This is a genomic window from Lentzea sp. NPDC051838, from assembly GCF_040681245.1.
Lineage (GTDB): Bacteria > Actinomycetota > Actinomycetes > Mycobacteriales > Pseudonocardiaceae > Lentzea.
On the sequence record NZ_JBFAYI010000022.1, the window covers coordinates 48366 to 63582 of the forward strand.

At 68.2% G+C, this 15217-nt stretch carries 18 protein-coding genes; 8 read left to right on the plus strand and 10 right to left on the minus strand.

The genetic code is table 11. The features are described from left to right. Window position 1: 1 nt before the first annotated feature. Window positions 2-721: a class I SAM-dependent methyltransferase gene (locus AB0M24_RS34040; protein ID WP_363777444.1), complete on the minus strand. Its 720-nt coding sequence runs from the start codon at window positions 719-721 to the stop codon at window positions 2-4. Window positions 722-754: 33 nt separating this feature from the next. Here AB0M24_RS34040 and AB0M24_RS34045 point away from each other — a divergent pair, with 33 nt between their 5' ends. The 3 genes from AB0M24_RS34045 to AB0M24_RS34055 are packed head-to-tail and all read left to right on the plus strand — an operon-like array spanning window position 755 to window position 3622. After that, window positions 755-1600, plus strand: coding sequence for a ParA family protein (locus tag AB0M24_RS34045; protein ID WP_363777446.1), 846 nt, complete (start codon window positions 755-757; stop codon window positions 1598-1600). Continuing rightward, complete coding sequence (locus tag AB0M24_RS34050) at window positions 1593-2354, plus strand: DNA-formamidopyrimidine glycosylase family protein (RefSeq protein WP_363777448.1); 762 nt, start codon at window positions 1593-1595, stop codon at window positions 2352-2354. The genes AB0M24_RS34045 and AB0M24_RS34050 overlap by 8 nt, the downstream gene beginning before the upstream one ends. Before the next feature lie 20 nt (window positions 2355-2374). Further along, window positions 2375-3622 carry a cytochrome P450 gene (locus tag AB0M24_RS34055; protein WP_363777450.1) on the plus strand — a complete coding sequence of 416 codons (1248 nt, stop codon included), beginning with the start codon at window positions 2375-2377 and terminating at the stop codon, window positions 3620-3622. Here the strand turns inward: AB0M24_RS34055 and AB0M24_RS34060 are convergent. Beyond that, entirely contained in the window at window positions 3619-4038 is a 420-nt protein-coding gene (locus AB0M24_RS34060) for a hypothetical protein (protein ID WP_363777452.1), read from the minus strand. The genes AB0M24_RS34055 and AB0M24_RS34060 overlap by 4 nt on opposite strands. Before the next feature lie 61 nt (window positions 4039-4099). Here AB0M24_RS34060 and AB0M24_RS34065 point away from each other — a divergent pair, with 61 nt between their 5' ends. The 3 genes from AB0M24_RS34065 to AB0M24_RS34075 are packed head-to-tail and all read left to right on the plus strand — an operon-like array spanning window position 4100 to window position 6165. After that, window positions 4100-4633, plus strand: a complete 534-nt coding sequence (locus AB0M24_RS34065; protein ID WP_363777454.1) for an RNA polymerase sigma factor — start codon at window positions 4100-4102, stop codon at window positions 4631-4633. Beyond that, entirely contained in the window at window positions 4630-5145 is a 516-nt protein-coding gene (locus tag AB0M24_RS34070; RefSeq protein WP_363777456.1) for a hypothetical protein, read from the plus strand. Before AB0M24_RS34065 ends, AB0M24_RS34070 begins: the two co-directional genes overlap by 4 nt. A 42-nt stretch (window positions 5146-5187) precedes the next feature. After that, complete coding sequence (locus AB0M24_RS34075; protein WP_363777458.1) at window positions 5188-6165, plus strand: quinone-dependent dihydroorotate dehydrogenase; 978 nt, start codon at window positions 5188-5190, stop codon at window positions 6163-6165. Here AB0M24_RS34075 and AB0M24_RS34080 read toward each other — a convergent pair. The 8 genes from AB0M24_RS34080 to rimO all read right to left on the minus strand — a co-directional run bounded on the left by AB0M24_RS34080 (window position 6146) and on the right by rimO (window position 14016). Next, window positions 6146-7360: a glycosyltransferase family 2 protein gene (locus AB0M24_RS34080; RefSeq protein ID WP_363777460.1), complete on the minus strand. Its 1215-nt coding sequence runs from the start codon at window positions 7358-7360 to the stop codon at window positions 6146-6148. The genes AB0M24_RS34075 and AB0M24_RS34080 overlap by 20 nt on opposite strands. 171 nt (window positions 7361-7531) lie before the next feature. Then, window positions 7532-8770 carry a solute carrier family 23 protein gene (locus AB0M24_RS34085; RefSeq protein ID WP_363777462.1) on the minus strand — a complete coding sequence of 413 codons (1239 nt, stop codon included), beginning with the start codon at window positions 8768-8770 and terminating at the stop codon, window positions 7532-7534. Window positions 8771-8952: 182 nt separating this feature from the next. Then, a complete protein-coding gene (locus tag AB0M24_RS34090) occupies window positions 8953-9774 on the minus strand; it encodes a hypothetical protein (protein WP_363777464.1) in 822 nt (273 codons plus the stop codon). 34 nt (window positions 9775-9808) lie between these two features. Further along, window positions 9809-10660 (minus strand): PspA/IM30 family protein, encoded by an 852-nt coding sequence (locus tag AB0M24_RS34095; protein WP_363777466.1) that lies wholly within the window; start codon window positions 10658-10660, stop codon window positions 9809-9811. 349 nt (window positions 10661-11009) lie between these two features. Next, window positions 11010-11444, minus strand: coding sequence for a helix-turn-helix transcriptional regulator (locus AB0M24_RS34100; RefSeq protein ID WP_363777468.1), 435 nt, complete (start codon window positions 11442-11444; stop codon window positions 11010-11012). 102 nt (window positions 11445-11546) lie between these two features. Then, window positions 11547-12026, minus strand: a complete 480-nt coding sequence (locus AB0M24_RS34105; protein WP_363777470.1) for a CinA family protein — start codon at window positions 12024-12026, stop codon at window positions 11547-11549. After that, window positions 12023-12601, minus strand: a complete 579-nt coding sequence (gene pgsA, locus AB0M24_RS34110; RefSeq protein WP_363777472.1) for a CDP-diacylglycerol--glycerol-3-phosphate 3-phosphatidyltransferase — start codon at window positions 12599-12601, stop codon at window positions 12023-12025. The genes AB0M24_RS34105 and pgsA overlap by 4 nt, the downstream gene beginning before the upstream one ends. Then, window positions 12598-14016 (minus strand): 30S ribosomal protein S12 methylthiotransferase RimO, encoded by a 1419-nt coding sequence (gene rimO / locus AB0M24_RS34115; RefSeq protein WP_363777474.1) that lies wholly within the window; start codon window positions 14014-14016, stop codon window positions 12598-12600. The genes pgsA and rimO overlap by 4 nt, the downstream gene beginning before the upstream one ends. A 46-nt stretch (window positions 14017-14062) precedes the next feature. On the opposite strand from rimO, the gene AB0M24_RS34120 reads away from it, so the two are divergent. Together AB0M24_RS34120 and AB0M24_RS34125 are read left to right on the plus strand one after the other, a co-directional pair. After that, on the plus strand, window positions 14063-14665 hold the full coding sequence (locus tag AB0M24_RS34120; protein ID WP_363777476.1) for a hypothetical protein: 603 nt from the start codon (window positions 14063-14065) through the stop codon (window positions 14663-14665). Between the two features lie 5 nt (window positions 14666-14670). Next, entirely contained in the window at window positions 14671-15171 is a 501-nt protein-coding gene (locus AB0M24_RS34125) for an amino-acid N-acetyltransferase (protein ID WP_363777478.1), read from the plus strand. The last annotated feature ends 46 nt before the right edge of the window (window positions 15172-15217 follow it).

Sequence of the window (15217 nt, forward strand, 5' to 3'; positions counted from 1 at the left end):
TTCAGGCGGTTCGGCGGGCAATGACGTGCAGTCGAGCGGCCACGTCTCTCAGCGGAGATCGTGTGGCCGCAGCCAGTTCCAGCTCGGCGAGCGCGTCGGCGGCACCCGGATTCGTGTCGAGCACGACGCCGGGAACCAGGTCCGACACGATGCCATGACCTTGCAGGAGTTCGACGGAAAGCCCCGCCTCCAGGACCAGCTTCTCAAGCCCTGGAACGTCGAACCTACGTTGCAACGGATCGCGCGTGCCCGCAAGCTGACCCGCGTCGTCGTCCAGCAACCGGCGCGCGTCCACGATCCGGCCGGCGATCGCCCGGTGCAGGATCGCCGCGAAACGGTTCGCGACCAGCACCGACACCGCCCCGCCCGGAGCGACGGCGGCGGCCAGCGAGGTGAGCGCGGAACTGGCGTCGTCCACGACCTCCAGGAGGCCGTGCGCGAGCACCAGATCGGCCTCACCAGCGGGAACGCCGAGGTGGTCGGTGTCGCCCTGGACCGCGTTGATCGTCACTCCGGCCTCGCGCGCACGGGTGTTCAACGTGGCCAGTGCGTTCGGCGAAGGCTCCACGACCGTGACCGCGCAGCCCGCCGCGGCGAGGGGCACGGCCCAGACGCCACTGCCGCCGCCCACGTCGAGGACGCGCGGGGGTTCTCCACCCCGGCGCGTGCGTGCAGCGGCCAATTCGGCGTCGAGCACCCTTTGTACGGCGTCCGGTCGCATGGCACTAAGAGTAGGAGACCCTAGAGTAGGCCTGTGCATACGGTGTCCGTGCTCAGCCTCAAGGGAGGCGTCGGCAAGACGACGGTGGTGCTCGGCCTGGCCTCTGCCGCCCTCCGCCGTGGTGTCCGCACTCTGGTGATCGATCTTGATCCGCAGTGCAACGCCACGTCGACGCTGGAGCCCGAGGAGTCCAAGACCAGCATCTACGACGTCCTGCAGGACCCGTCCGAGGAGAACGTCGAACAGGCGATCCGCCCCAGCAAGTGGGGCGACGGCATCGACGTGCTGTCCGGGTCCGAGGAAGCCGAGCTGCTCAACCACCCGGATCCGAACGAGTCGCGGCTGCACCGTCTGAAAGACGCGCTGCGCACGTTGCGGGACATGTACGACGAGTTCCCGTACCAGCTCGTGCTGCTCGACTGCCCGCCGTCGCTGGGTCAGCTGACCCGCTCGGCGCTGGTGGCCGCGGACCGCGCGTTGCTGGTCACGGAGCCGACGATGTTCGCGGTGGCGGGCGTGCAGCGGGCGTTCGAGGCGGTGCAGAACGAGCGCGAGAGCAACAACGCCGATCTGCAGCCGTTGGGCGTGGTGGTGAACCGCGTCCGGCCTCGGTCGCACGAGCACCAGTTCCGCATCGACGAGCTGAGGGACATCTTCGGCCCGTTGGTCATGCCGGTCGCGCTGCCGGACCGTCTGGCCGTGCAGCAGGCACAGGGCGCGTGCATGCCGATCCACGAGTGGGGCACGCCGGGCGGCCGCGAGGTGGCGCTGGCGTTCAACCTGCTGCTGGCCCGCATCCAGCGCATCTCCCGCAGCCGGCGCCGCGCGGTGCACCACGACTTCGACGACGACGAGATCCAAGAGGCGGTGGATGCCTGAGGGCGACACCGTCTTCCTGGCCGGCCATCGGATGCACGAGGCGCTGGCCGGGAAGACGCTGCGGCGCGGCGAGCTGCGCCACCCTCGGCTGTCCACAGTGGACCTGGCAGGGCTTTCCGTGCTGGGAGTGCGCACGTACGGAAAGCGCATGTTCACGCACTTCTCCGACGGCACCAGCCTGCACAGCCACTTCCGCATGGACGGCGCGTGGCACCTCTACCGGCCGGGCGAGCGCTGGCGCCGTCCCGCGCACCAGGCCCGCGCGGTGTTCGAGGTGGACGACCGGCAGGCGATCGGGTTCGCGTTGCACGACATGGAACTCGTGCCGACCACCCGAGAAGACGAGCTGATTTCACATCTCGGGCCCGACTTGCTTTCTCCTGACTTCGACGCCGCTGAGGCCGTTCAGCGGTTGACGGCAGACCTTTCGCGTCCAATCGGTCTGGCATTGTTGGATCAACGGATCATGGCCGGCGTCGGCAATCTCTACCGCGCGGAAGTTTGTTTCCTGTTGGGCGTTCTGCCGACGGCACCGGTGTCATCCGTGGACGCCTCACGTGCGGTTGCTTTGTCGCGCAAGCTGTTGCAGGCGAACCAGTGGCGCCCCGAGCAGATCACGACTTCTGATCGGCGCGTCAAGAACTGGGTTTTCGAGCGGACCGGTAAACCTTGTTTGCGTTGCGGCACAAGGGTCCGATCGGGCGAGTTCGAGACGAGATTCGTGTACTTCTGCCCAAAATGCCAGTCCGGTTGAACCGAGGCGCTCTCCTGCCCGTGTCCCTCGACATGGCGGTAAATCTGGATGCGCTGCGCCCGGGCTACACCGACGACCCGTACTCGGTGCTGAAAAGCCTGCGCGAGGCAGGCCCCGTGCACCGGGTGGAGACCTTCGGCGTGCCGATGTGGCTCGTGACCCGCTACCCCGACGTGCGCGCCGCGCTGGACAACCCGCAGCTGTCCTCGCACGGCTCCGCTCTGGCCGAGCCGTTGCGCGGCCATCCGCACTTCGCGTCGTGGTGGTTCGGCGACCTGTCCGAGCACATGATGAACAGCGACGGCGCCGACCACACCCGTCTGCGCAACGCGGTGTCGAGCCAGCTCACGCCGCGCCGCATCGCTGCTCTGCGGCCTCGCCTGGAGTCGCTCGCGGCGTCGCTGGCCGACGACTTCGCGGACGGCGGCTGCGACCTGATCGCGGACTTCGCGGCGCCGCTGCCGATCACCGTGCTGATGGAGCTGCTCGGCGTGCCGGCAGTCGACCAGGAGAACTTCCGCTACTGGGCCGACGTCGTGACGGGCATGGCCGACGGCGACGCGGCCTCGGCGCGCGAGGAGACGTCCGGCTACCTGCACGACCTCGTGGTGCACAAGCGGACGTCCGGCGACGACGACCTGATCGGCGCGCTGGCCCGTGCCACGGGTGACGCCGCGCTGACCGACCGCGAGCTCGCGTCCTTGGCGTTCCTGTTGCTCGTGGCCGGCTACACGACCGCCGTCGACCTCGTCGGCAACGGCGCGCTGGCGTTGCTGCGCCACCCCGAGCAACTGGAGCTCCTGCAGCGCTCGTCGTCACTGCTGCCCGGCGCGATCGAGGAGTTCCTGCGCTTCGACGGGCCGACCTCGCACCTGCTGCGGTTCGTCTCCCAGCCGGTGACGATCGGCGGCGTGCAGATCCCGGCCGGTGAGGTCGTGCTGCTCTCGCTCGCCTCGGCCGAGCACGACTCCGCGCGCTATCCCCGTGCCGACCAGCTCAACATCGAACGGGCGGACCGGCAGCACCTCGCGTTCGGGCACGGCATCCACTTCTGCCTCGGTGCGCCGCTGGCGCGGTTGGAGGGCGAGGTGGCGTTCCGGACGTTGCTGGCTCGGTGTTCGGGGCTGGCTTTGGACACCTCGCAGCCGTTGGGGTGGAGAGTGTCTCTGGGCAGCCGTGGGCTGCGGTCGTTGCCGGTGAAGTTCCGGACCAAGCCCGCGATGCCGCTGGACGAGCAGGCAACGATCAAAGTGCCCAAGCCGCTCTAACGCCGCGAGGGGTGCTCCTCCAGAAAGCGCCGCGCATCGTCGAGTCGCCCCATCTTGATCAACCGGCTGAAGTAGAAGACGTAGCCGGATCCGCTGTCGCCGCGCGCCCGGTAGTCACACCACAGCTGATCCGCGACCTGCTGATCTTCTGCGGACAGCTGGACGTGCACGTCGAACAGTCCGCCGACGTCGAGCATCCAGGCCGCGTCCTCGGGTTCGATTTCCGGGTCGTCCCACAAGCCGTCGTCCGGCTCCAGTCGCTCGGCGGCTTCAGCCTCCGGGATGCCCAGGGCCACGCACACGGCCAGTGCAACCTCGTAGTGCCGTCGGCCGTCCACCGCTAGTGCGACGAACACCTCCTCCGGCTTTCTGCCGTCCGCGAGAAGGGCATGCGCTTCCCCCACCAAATCCCCCATGGAGCCGTTGTAACGGCATCGCGCGAAGTCGGCAACCTTCTACGTGAGCCAGCCAATGACAGTGCCAACTCCAGTCCACCCGCCTCCGGTCACCGCCGCGGCGCGGACGTTCGAAGCCATCTACCAGGCCGAGTTCGACGTGGTCATGGCCTACTTCGCCCGCCGCACCGCCGACCCGCAGACGGCGGCCGACCTGACCGCGGACACCTTCGTCGCCGCGATCACGTCGTTCGGCACATTCGATCGCACGAAGGGCTCCGCGCGCGCCTGGCTGTTGGGCATCTCAAGGCGTGTGTTCGCACAGCACTGTGAGGCTGTCACGCGCGGACGGGATGTCGTCGTGCGTATGAAGGGGCGGCGCGCGCTGTCCAGTGACGAGATCGACGACCTGGTGGGTCGCATCGACGCCGAACGCGAGGGGCGGGAGCTCGTGGAGGCCCTGGAGGCTCTCCCCGCTCTCGACCGCGAGGTGATCGAGCTCGTCGACCTGGTCGGCATGACACCAAAAGAAGCCGCGGCCGTCCTGGGCGTCTCGTCCGGCGCGGTGCGGATCAGGCTCTTCCGGGTACGAGGCAAGTTGAGGGGGCAGGCATGATGTTCAAGGACAACCTTCTGGACGACCTGATGCGCGAGCACGGGCCGTCGGTGAGCGCGCCCGAGGCGTCCAGGCGGAGCCTGCGGCCGGTGCTGGTGGCCGCCGCGGCGGTGGCGATCGCCGGTGCGGCCACGGTGGCCATCACGAACAACTCCCCGGAGGCGTGGGCGGTCACCAAGAACGCCGACGGCAGCGTCACCGTGACCATCCGGGACATCAAAGGGGTCAGCGCGGCCAACGCCAAGCTGCGCGAGTACGGGATCGGCGCGAAGGCGGTGCCGATGTCGCGTGACTGCGCTCCTCTCGACGAGAGCAAGCTCGACCTCCTCGGTGGCTACAAGCTGCCGGAGATCGGCGCGGACGGGTCGGTCACGATGAGCCCCGGCGACGTCCCGCCGGGGTACACGGTCCTGCTGGGCATCTCGAACCTGCCGGGCCGCGGCACCGGGCTGGGCTTCACCGGCCCGCACCGCGACCCCGCGCCGGACTGCCTGGCCGAGGTCGGCAACTGAGGGCCGCGCGCCCACCCTGAACTGGCGTTATAGGGTGGGCGCGTGGTTTACAAGCAGGTGGTTCGCAGGGCGTTGTTCGGAATGCACGGCGGCGACGCGGAGCGGGTCCACGAGACCACGCTCAACGCGATGTCGGCACTCAGCCCGCTGGCCAGGTTCGCGCGGGGCCAGAACAACCCGCGCACCGTGTTCGGCGTCCGGTTCCCCAACCCCGTCGGGCTCGCGGCCGGGCTCGACAAGGACGGCCGGGCGCTTCCCGCGTGGGCCGCGCTCGGGTTCGGGTTCGTCGAGGTCGGCACGGTCACGTGGCACGCGCAGCCGGGCAACCCGAAGCCGCGCCTGTTCCGCCTCCGCGAGGACGAGGCGATCATCAACCGGATGGGCTTCAACAACGCCGGCGCGGAAGCCCTGGCTCGAAAGCTCGACAAGACCACGTTGAAGGCGCCGCTCGGCATCAGCCTCGGCAAGTCCAAGATCACTCCGGTCGAGGACGCCGTCCAGGACTACCTGAACTCGCTGAACGCGCTGAAGAACCACGGCGACTACTACGCGATCAACGTCAGCTCGCCCAACACGCCCGGCCTGCGCAGCCTCCAGGACAAGGGCGCTCTCACCGAGCTCGTGCAGGCGCTGACGCGGGCCACCACCAAGCCGATGCTCGTCAAGATCGCTCCGGACCTCACCGACGACGCGATCGAAGAGGTCATCCAGGTATGCCTGGACAACGGCATCAAGGGCCTCATCGCCACGAACACCACCCTCAGCCGTGAGGGCCTGAAGAGCGCGCACAAGTCGGAGACCGGCGGCCTCAGCGGCAAGCCCCTCACCCAGCGCGCGAACGACGTCGTCCGGTTCATCACGAAGAACAGCGAGCTGCCGGTCATCGGTGTCGGCGGCATCGCGACCGCCGACGACGCGAAGCGCATGATCGACGCCGGCGCGAGCCTCGTGCAGATCTACACCGGCTTCATCTACGAGGGTCCCGGGCTGGTCACGAAGATCAACCGGGCACTGAGGTGAGCGTGCGCTCGACGTGCTCCCAGCGACCGACGGGACGGTAGCCGCGCAGCACGGTCAGCACTGAGCGCAGCACGGCCACGAAGTCGACGAACACGATCACCATCAACAGCGGGTAGGCCAACGGCGCCAACGCGAGCAACGGCGCCTTGGCCCGCCACGGCTCGGTCAGATCGCCAACGATCGTGAAGAACGCAACGCCCGTGTAGACCGCGCACAGCAGCAGGATGCCCGTGAACCAACCGGTCTGGAACGTGGCGCTGACGACGACGTAGATGAACACGGGCTCGAACAGCACGAGGACTTCCCCTGCTGCCGTGTAGGGCAGGTGCAGCCACGAGAGAAGACGCGAGCACCCAGCGCCGAAGAACAGCGAGCGGTGCTTGTAGAACGCCTGCAGCCGACCGAACTTCCAGCGGAACCGTTGGCGCAGAAGACCTTTCAACGACGGCACGGCCTGCGTGTACGCGATGGCGTCGGCGGCGAAGATGATGCGCCAGTCGAAGTTCCCGCGCACCGAAAGGATCTTCATCGAGAAGTCGATGTCCTCGGTCATCGTGTCGGTGTCGAAGTAGCCGCACGCGCGCACGATCGACGTGCGGAACATCGAGCCCACGCCACCGATCACGTACTCGCAGTTGAACACCGTGTAGCCCTGCTTCAACCGGTGCACCACCGCGTACTCCAGCCGCTGCACCCACCCCAGCACGCCGCGCTGGCCGGAGATCTTCACGTTGGCCGCGGCCGCGAGCACCACCGGATCCGCGAAGTGCGCGACCATCCGCGAGACAGCCGAGGAAGACAGCGTCGAGTCGGCGTCGAGCACCATCACCAGACCGTCGCCCACCAGACGCATGCCGGTGTTGATCGCCGCCGCCTTGCCCGCATTCGGTTGCGAGACAACACGAACACGCGCACCAAACCCGGAAAGAACCGCAACCGTCCGGTCGGTCGAACCGTCGTCGACCACGATCACGGACACGTCCGCGTACGCACTGTCCAAAACAGACTGAACCGCGCGGGCGACGCACAGTTCCTCGTTGTAGGCCGGGATCACCACCCACACCGTTGGCGTGTAAGGCAACGGGCGCGAGCGGTGCAACGACAGGTCGTAGAGGTCAGCCGCCACGAGAACGACGCACACCCGCACCACGCCGATCATCGCCAACGGCACCATGAGCCACACCAACGACGTCATCGGCGGTGGCGCAGCAGCAGAATGCGGGACGCGACCAGACTGCCCGCGATGACGGCGCAGGCCGAGAACAACACCACGTAGTACGCGGCGACCATGACGGAACTCCCTCCGTGGACCGGAAGCAGGATCGGTCCGAAGTGGAGGGACGAAAACCACACGAAGGTGTACGGGCTAACTACGCCGTGCAGCCCGCAGCCAGCGCATCACGGGGTGCAGGATCACCACGAGCAGCGAGCCCCAGACCATGCCGCCCATCGACAGGTCGCCGATCCGGATGGTCAGGTCGCCGACACCGGCCACCAGCGCCGCGCCGCCGACCATCGCGTTCGCCGGGTTCGTCAGGTCGACGCCGCGGTCCATCCAGATCCGCACGCCGATGAGCACGATGAGGCCGTAGAGCACCAACGTGCAGCCGCCCAGCACACCCGGCGGGATGGTGCCGAACAGCGCGATGGCCTTCGGGGAGAACGCCAGCAGCACCGCGAACACACCGGCGAACGCGAACGCCGCCGTGGTGTAGACGCGCGTCACGGCCATGACGCCGATGTTCTCGGAGTACGTCGTCGTCCCGGCACCGCCTCCGAGCCCGGAGAGCGCCGTGGACAGCCCGTTCGCGATGATCGCGTCACCTGCGCTGCCGTCCAGGTTGCGGCCCGTCAGCGCGGCCACGGCCTTCACGTGGCCCACGACCTCGGCCACCAGCACGATCACCACCGGCAGCATCAGCAGCACGACGGACGGGCGCAGCTCGGGCTGGTGCAACTGCGGCAGGCCCACCCAGGCCGCGTCGCGCAGAGTCCGCAGCTGAGCCGCCGGGACGGCGCCGAACAGCAGACCGCCCACCCACACGCCCACGAAGCCGATGAGGATCGAGAGCCGGTAGAGCAGGCCCCTGCCCAGCACGCCGGCCAGCAGGATCACCGCGGTCGTGATCGCGGCCAGCGCGGGCTGCTCGGCGAAGTTCGAGGTGGCCTGGTGCGAGAGGTTCAGGCCGATGATGATCACGACGGCCCCGGTGACGACCGGCGGCATGACCGACTCCAGCAGGCGCACGCCCAACGCCTTGACCGCGATGCCGACGACGATCACCAGCAACCCGGCGGCGACCACACCGCCGAGCTGAGCGGCGATGCCCTGTTCACGGGCGGCGACGAGCGGTGCGACGAAGGCGAACGAGGAGCCCAGGTAGCTCGGGACGCGGTTCTTGGTGATCACCAGGAACAGCAGCGTGCCCAGGCCGGAGAACAGCAGGGTGGTGGCGACGGGAAGACCGGTGGCGGTGGGCACGAGCACCGTCGCGCCGAACATGGCGACCAGGTGCTGCACTCCGAACCCGATGGTGAGCGGCCAGCTCACCCGTTCCTCTGGCGCGACGGTTTCACTGTCGGTGATCCGACCGTCCCCGTGCACGGTCCACAACGCCAACGCACTGCCTCCCGGCAACCCAGCCGGCCTTCCCGCAGACCGGCCCCGGAATCCTGCCACGCCATGTAGTGGCTACGGCTAGATAACGGTCTGATAATCACACGATTCGCCTAAAGATCTCCAGAGAGACTCGCCGAATAGCGGCATGCGATTACAGAGTGTCACGATCAGTACGCTGAATAGCCTGACACGTCTCGCATCGCAGACGCGAGACCGGCCATGTGGTCGGTGGCGTCGTCGAGCACGGAACGTGGATCCTGGAACGCGGTGCTCGCCGCCAGCGCCTGCCCGGCGGCCGCCACGAGCGAACAGTAGCGGTCCACGCCGTCCGCCAGTTGGACTCTGAGCACCCGCACGCCCTCGACCAACGGGGTGCGCTCCAGCGGCGGTGCGGTGTTGCGAGCGCGTTCGACGGCCTGGAGCTGCGCCGACACCGCGCGGATGGCCGCGGAGGCCTCCTGGGCGGCCTGGCGGGCGTGCTGGACGGACTCCGTCGGCATCGACACGAGCGTCGGCGAGTCGAGCTGAAGCAGCAGCTCGTGCATCGCGTCCTCGGCTCCGTGCAGCTTCTCCATCGGGATGCGCGCGGCGGAGATGTGCGCGGGCAGCGGCGGCCGGACAGCAGGCGGTGGCATCAGCTCCAGCCGTTGCTTCGCGCCCCTGAGCTCACGCAGCTTGAACCCGCTGCGGACGGCGAGCAGGGTCGGCACCGCCGTGCCGATCGTGCCGGTGACGGCGGCCCACGTGCCGAGCGCGCCGGTGAAGCCGAACACGGCCAGCGTGCCGAAGATCGTGATCAGCGCCATCCAGAACGTGAGCACGGCGTTGGTGCGCTTGCGCTTGCGTTCCAGCTTGGCGCGGGGGTCGTTCCACTTCTGCAGGCGGTAGCGCGCCTGTTCGGCCAGCGGGTGGCCCTGGAGCGACGCACCCAACTCGTTGACGACCTTGCGGACGATCTCGTTGTTGGGACGGTTTCTCCAGGGCTCCATGATCACCTGCTGACTCCTCCCCCGTGGCGCAGCGTCAGTGCTGAGCCGGCGGGACCTGCTGCTGCGTGGTCTTCTGCTCCTGCTGGACGCGCTGCGCGATCTCGGCCTGGATCTGCGCTGCGGCGCTGTTGCCCGCGGTGACCTGCGGCGGGGTGCTGGCCGCACCACCGTGCATGGACGCGCGGATCTGCTCGAGCCGCGACGAACCCGCGAGCTGCGTGGTCGAGGCCTGAACCTCGAGCATGCGGCCCTGCACGGAGTTCTGCGCCAGCTCGGCCGACCCGATCGCGGTGGCGTAGCGCTTCTCGATCTTGTCGCGAACCTCTTCCAGCGACGGCACGTTGCCGGGCGCGGCGAGCTCGCTCATCTGGGTCAGCGACGCGGAGACCTGCTCCTGCATCTTCGCCTGCTCCAGCTGGCTGAGGAGCTTCGTGCGCTCGGCGAGCTTCTGCTGCAGCATCATCGAGTTGCGCTCGACCGCCTGCTTGGCCTGTGCGGCGGCCTGCAGCGACTGGTCGTGCAGCGTCTTGAGGTCCTCGATGCCCTGCTCAGCGGTGACGAGCTGGGTGGCGAAACCCTGCGCGGCGTTCTCGAACTGCTGGGCCTTCTGCTCATCGCCCTTGGAGCGCGCCTCGTCGGCGAGCACGAGCGCCTGACGCGCGGACGCCTGCAGCTTCTCGACGTCGCCGAGCTGCCGGTTCAGCTTCATCTCCAGCTGCCGCTGGTTGCCGATCACGGCCGCCGCCTGCTGGGAGAGCGCCTGGTGCTGACGCTGCGCCTCCTCGATGGCCTGCTGGATCTGCACCTTCGGGTCAGCGTGCTCGTCGATCTTGGACGAGAACGATGCCATGAGGTACTTCCAGAACTTCACGAACGGACTGGCCATCTCCTACGCCTGCCTTCTCGGTGCCGGTGTTGGATCCATCGTCTCAATTGTGCGTCGGCGGTTCCACCAACCTGGGGAGATATCCGGGATGACCCCGACCCTCCCTGGGACTTTGGAGTGAAACGCCTGACGGCGCCCAATCCTGCCCGCACCCGCGCCCCGAGACGCGGTGACCCAACGTGCTGTGGCCAAGCCGTTGCCTGCCGTTCAGCGTGCTGGCGTCGTTGCATGGTGAACGTCCGAAGGGCCGTTCTTGTTGCAGACCGTGACGTGGCGGGGGCCACAGCTCACCCGAATGCAGGCGACCCCGCTCGCCATCTGGCAAGCGGGGTCGGAACGACATGGGTTATCAGGCCGCGACGACTGCCTTGGGCGTCTCGCCGATCTTGCTCGTGAGCCGGTGACTGAGCATCGGCTGCAGGCGCAGGTCGGACAGGTCGTCCGAGAGCGTGGTCGGCAGCACGCGGCCACCCTCCAGCTTCCCGCGCCCGGACTCGTGCACGGGGCGGCCGTCCGGGACGGTGTCGGGAACCGTGTCCGGGGTCTGCGAGACGGCGCCGATGTCGGAGGCGACGTGGTGCAGCAACTCGGACAGGGGCAGTTCTAACGCGTCACAAATGGCCGCGAGGAGCTCGCTGGACGCCTCTTTGCGGCCGCGCTCCACCTCGGACAGGTACCCCAGGCTCACGCGGGCGGTCCGAGAGACCTCGCGCAGCGTGCGGCGTTGGTTGGTGCGGGCATGGCGAAGCCGATCACCGATCGCCTCGCGTAGCAGCACGGTCATCGCGCGCCTCCTTCCGGCCGGCCGTGTCCCTACGTTACCGATCGACACCGACAACGGGCAGTGACTTCCGAACACGTCCGCCAAGGGCGAACGAACGCGGAGTCATCGTTTGTTCCCGTCCACGGTCATCAGCAGGTATTCCGACAGCAGGACCAGCGCTTTCTCCACTGAAGTGAAACGCACCGCTGTGCGGTCGCCACTCACCGTGATAGTCCGCACTGTGGACACTCCAGGCCCGCTCAAGCCGATGTGGACCGTTCCCGGAGCCACTCCGTCCTGCGGATCTGGGCCGGCCACGCCCGTCAGTCCGATTCCCCAGTCCGATTTGCACCGTTTCCGGGCTCCCTCGGCCAGTTGGATCGCGACGTCGGGGTGCACGGCACCGTGCTCGTCGAGCAACTGCTGATCAACGCCCGCGAGCTCGTGTTTGAGCTCGGTGGCGTAGACGATCAACCCACCGCGGACCACGGCACTCGCCCCCGGTGTGTCAACCAGCGTCGCGCACAGCAGACCCGCGGTCAGCGACTCGGCCGTGGCGACGGTTTGATGCCTCGCTTTGAGCAGCTCGACGACGTTCGTCATGCGACGGCGCGACCTGCCCTTGCCTTCAGCTTGAACGCCCGGATGACGTAGTCGATTCCCGTGACGACCGTGAGGACCAGCGCCGCGGCCATGATCACCCAGGCGATGATCGCGATCACGTCGTTCTGCGGGAGCAGGAACAGGCCGATCGCGATGATCTGGGCCAGCGTCTTGGCCTTGCCGCCGCGGCTCGCGGGGATCACGCCGTAGCGGATCACCCAGAACCGCAGCAGCGTGACGCCCACCTCGCGCACGGCGATGACGATCGTGATCCACCACGGCAGCACGTCGAGGATGCTCAGGCCCACCAGTGCCGAGCCGGTGAGCGCCTTGTCCGCGATCGGGTCAGCGATCTTGCCGAAGTCGGTGATCAGCGCGTACTTGCGGGCGAGCGTGCCGTCGATGTGGTCGGTGAAGCTCGCGACGGCGAAGATCCCGAACGCGATGAGCCGCCACGTGGTGTCGAAGCCGCCCGCCGCGAACAGTGAGAACAGGAAGACCGGAACGAGTGCCAACCGCGCCATCGTGAGGACGTTCGCGATGTTGAGCAGCGGGACCTTCCTGGCCTCCGTCATGTCCCCAGCACCTCGATTACCTCAACGACCAGGTCGACACCCTCGGAGTCCACGACGCGGCAGCGCACGAAGTCACCGCGCTTGAGGTCCTCGCCCTCGAGCACGATGCACTCGCCGTCGACCTCGGGCGCCTGGTGCTCGGCCCGGCCGACGCAGTCGCTCTCCTCGTCCTCCTCGTGCTCGATCAGCACGACGACCTCGCTGCCGACCCGGTCCTCGGCGCGCTGGCTGGTCAGCTCCTCGACCAGGTTGCCGATGCGCTGCACCCGTTCCGCGATGGTGTCGGTGTCGAGCTTGCCGTCGAGGTTCTCGGCCTCGGTGCCGTCCTCGTCGGAGTAGCCGAAGATGCCGACCGCGTCGAGCCGCGCCTCGGTCAGGAACCGCTCCAGCTCCTGCAGGTCCTCCTCGGTCTCGCCGGGGAAGCCCACGATGAAGTTGCTGCGGATGCCCGCCTCGGGCGCGTGCTCGCGGATCTGCCACACGAGCTTGAGGAAGCTGTCCGTGTCGCCGAACCGGCGCATGCGGCGCAGCACGTTCTCGCTGGAGTGCTGGAACGACATGTCGAAGTAGTTCGCGACCTTGTCCGTCTTGGCGATCGCGGCGACGAGCGACGGCTTGGTCTCGGCCGGCTGCAGGTAGCTGACCCGCACGCGCTCGACGCCGGGAATGCTCGCCAGGCGCGGCAGCAGCTGCTCCAGGGCACCCTGCTCGCGCGGCAGGTCCTTGCCGTACGACGTGGAGTTCTCGCTGACGAGGAACAGCTCCTTGACGCCGTTCTCGGCCAGCCACATCGCCTCGGACACGATCTCGTCCGGGTGCCGCGACACGAACGCGCCGCGGAAGCTCGGGATGGCGCAGAACGAGCACCGCCGGTCGCAGCCGCTCGCGATCTTCAACGGCGCCACGGGAGCGTCGTCGAGGCGCTTGCGGGGCGTCTTGGTGGGGCCCCAGCCGTGGCCGGGCACCTGGACGTTGTCCTTGGCGTCCTGGCGCTTCACCGGCGTGATCGGCAGCAGCGTGCGGCGGTCCACCGGCACGTGCGACTCGATCGGCTTGCCGTGCAGCACGTCGTTCAGGCGCTCGGCCAGGTCGTTGTACTGGTCGAAGCCCAGGACCGCGGCCGCCTCGGGCAGGCTGTCCGCGAGCTCCTTGCCGTAGCGCTCGGCCATGCAGCCGACCGCGACGACCTTCGCGCCGGTGTCGGACGCCGCGAGCAGCGTGTCGACCGAGTCCTTCTTGGCCTGCTCGACGAAGCCGCAGGTGTTGACGACGACGACGTCCGCGTCCGAGCCCTCGTCCACCAGCTCCCAGCCGCCCTCGCCGAGGCGCCCGGCGAGCTCTTCGGAGTCGACCTCGTTGCGGGCACAGCCCAGGGTGAGCAGCGACACGCGTCGCGGAGTGGTGGGAGAAGACACGGTGCTCAGCGTAACCGGGTAGGTCTCGCACCTTAAATTGAGCTGCGTGGACCTGTTCCTCTCGACCCGCCCGGACGGCTCCGGGTTCTACGGCTCGCCGCCGCTCGCTCCCGGCGCCCGGTGCACGTTCGACCCGTCCGGCCGCGAGCCGCACAAGTGCGACGGGATGGTCGTGCACGAGAGTCCGCGCGACGTCCTGGACTGGCCGGTCCGTCTCTGGCGCGTGCGGGACGTGACGCGAGTGCCCTGCGACTGCTCGCAGTACCGGTTCTTCCGCGCCCGGGAACTGACGGTGGTCGAGGAAGTCCCTGCGTGGCTGGTGTTCGGCCCGCGCGGCGACCAGGTCCTCACGATCCTCGAACAGGCGGAACGGCTGACCCGCGAGCAGGTCGACCGGATCGCCGCGATCGACGGCAACCGCGAGCGGAGGCTGTACGAGAAGCACTGGGACGACGGGATGTTCCTGTCGTACCTGGAGGTGCACCGCGCGGTCGAACGAGCGGCCGAGTACGTCGACGACGAAGCGTGGCGGGCCGCACGGGACTGCGCGGTCGCCGCGGCCTGGGGGCTGGAGCAGGACCTCTACACCGACACCGAACGCGAGGTGCTTGCCCGCCGGTGGACGTCCGCGATGGGCACTCATACTTGACGGTTGTGACCAGTGGGGTAGTCGTGCGGCGCGCCCGCACCAGCGACGTGCGCGCCATGAAGGCGTTGATCGACGGGTACGCGGGCAAGGTCCTGCTGTCCAAACCGCTGGTCACGTTGTACGAGGCCGTCCAGGAGTTCTGGGTGGCCGAGCAGGACGGCGAGCTGCTCGGATGCGGAGCCCTGCACGTGATGTGGGAGGACCTGGCGGAGATCCGGTCCGTCGCCGTCTCCCCCGTCGCGCTCGGCCGGGGCGTGGGGCACCGGGTCGTGGCGCAGCTCGTGGCCGTGGCGAAGGAGCTGCAGCTCAAGCGGATCTTCGTGCTGACGTTCGAGACGCGGTTCTTCGGCAAGCACGGGTTCGTGGAGATCGAGGGCACGCCGGTGAGCCCCGAGGTCTACGAGGAGATCATGCGGTCGGTCGACGAGGGTGTCGCCGAGTTCCTCGACCTCAGCTACGTGAAGCCGAACACGCTCGGCAACAGCCGGATGCTCCTGGAGTTGTAACTCTTCGAGTAATTACTCGAAGAGTCTTGACTCGATGAACCAGGGC